We start from the raw sequence: 1,804 nt of genomic DNA, 5'->3' as shown, positions 1-1,804 counted from the left end.
TGGTAAGCCATTTCCTTACCCTCAATCCATTAAAGAATCTAGTTATAATTATTCAAACGAAGAAGAATATATTGAGGATAGATACCCTTTGAATATTACTAATTTCCTACGCATTGATTGTATAGTTTCTCAAGCAGGTTTCAGAACAGAATTATTAAGACAAGTAAGGTTTTTAAGAAAAAAGAAAGAACTTATATTCTTCATAGACAAAACAGATGTACCCCAACCATATGAGGTATTTTGGAAAGTTAAAAACGAAGGAGAGATTGCTAAACAAAGAAATTGTTTAAGAGGTCAAGTCATCTCACCAAATAAAGACCAAAATAGAAGAAAAGAGAATTCAAACTTTGAGGGAGCTCATTTTGTAGAGTGTTACATCATAAAAGATGGATTTTGTGTTGCAAGAGATAGAATAGATGTTCCAATAAGTGATCAATAATTACTGCCTATAACATCGGTGCCTGTTGCACAACTCAAATATAGCAATACTTGTATAAAATTCTGACTTTTTGTAAATTTATCCATGCAAGGAAAAAAGAACTTCACGCCCCAATTATTTGTTTCGGTTAATCTGTTGGACATGGTTCCATCTGATAATTTTTACAGAAAATTATTGACCGAACTCGATTTACATTTTATTTACAAAGCCACCCAAAAATATTATGGCAATGAAGGTCAACAGAGTATTGATCCTGTTGTGTTTTTCAAGATTTTGTTGGTGGGTTATTTGAATAACATCAACTCGGATAGGCAACTGATTGCTTTTTGTAGCGACAGTTTGTCGATACGATTATTTTTAGGTTATGATGTTCATGAGCAACTTCCATGGCACAGCACTATAAGTCGCACTCGGAGTTTATATGGTGAAGAAGTATTTTTGAGTTTGTTTAAAGAAGTGTTGAGAATGTGTGTTAGCAAGGGAATGGTTCGAGGCAAACGTCAAGCTGTGGATAGTGTTTTTATCAAAGCCAATGCTTCTATGGACAGTTTGGTAGAGAAAGAAGTGTTGGAAGATGCCAGTGCTTTTGTAAATGAACTGGAAGAAAACAGCGAGTTTAAAACCACCAGCACCCGAAAGAAGTTGGTGGAACAGCACCACGCTTGGAAAAAAGAAGCTTATAAAGGAATGCCCGGCAACAGCAATAGCAAAAAAACCGATGAAAACGGTAACTTGATCCGCCCGAAATACCTTTCTAATCACACCCATTATTCGCCCACCGATTCAGATGCCAGGGTAAGTGTGAAACCGGGCAAAGCCCGTCAATTAAACTATTTTGGTCAAATTGCCGTAGACGATGCCCATCACGTCATCACGGGCGCTTGTTCTGATTTTGCTGATAAACGTGATAGCCAGTGTTTGGAACAAATTGTAGAACTCATAGAGGAAAACCTCAATGAAAACGGCATTGAACTGGAAGAACTCCTGGCCGATGGCGGTTACAGCAGTGGCGAAGCTTTGGCGTATTTACACGAAAAAAACATCGACGCTTATATCCCAAATTTTGGACAATACAAACCCGAGCGGGAAGGTTTTATTTTCAACAAAGAGGAGAATTATTACCAATGCACCAAACCCAAAGGCAACCGAGCCAAACTCCTTTTCAAGGGTGAAAAAACCGATAGTAAGGGCTACATCAAGCGTACGTACCGAAGCAGCGAGACCGATTGCAAGAACTGTCCACTCAGAGCGGCATGTTGTGGTAAAAGCACCAAGTTTAAAAAACTGGACGACAGCATCCACAAGGAACATTACGACCGTATGCACCAAAAGCTGACCCAGAACGCAAAGTATGCCAAAAGGATG

At 38.7% G+C, this 1,804-nt stretch carries 2 protein-coding genes; both read left to right on the top strand.

Annotated features, from left to right (window positions below; all coding sequences use genetic code 11):
• On the top strand, positions 1-439 hold a 439-nt coding region (locus VNJ50_RS03405; RefSeq protein WP_349255719.1), incomplete at its 5' end, for a nucleotide-binding domain-containing protein.
• Between the two features lie 84 nt (positions 440-523).
• On the top strand, positions 524-1,804 hold a 1,281-nt coding region (locus tag VNJ50_RS03400; RefSeq protein WP_325579061.1), incomplete at its 3' end, for a transposase.

Source organism: Gelidibacter sp. (assembly GCF_035577925.1).
Taxonomy (GTDB): Bacteria; Bacteroidota; Bacteroidia; order Flavobacteriales; family Flavobacteriaceae; genus Gelidibacter.
The sequence above is the reverse complement of the archived record's forward strand: the minus strand, read 5'-3'. Positions and strand labels throughout refer to the sequence as shown.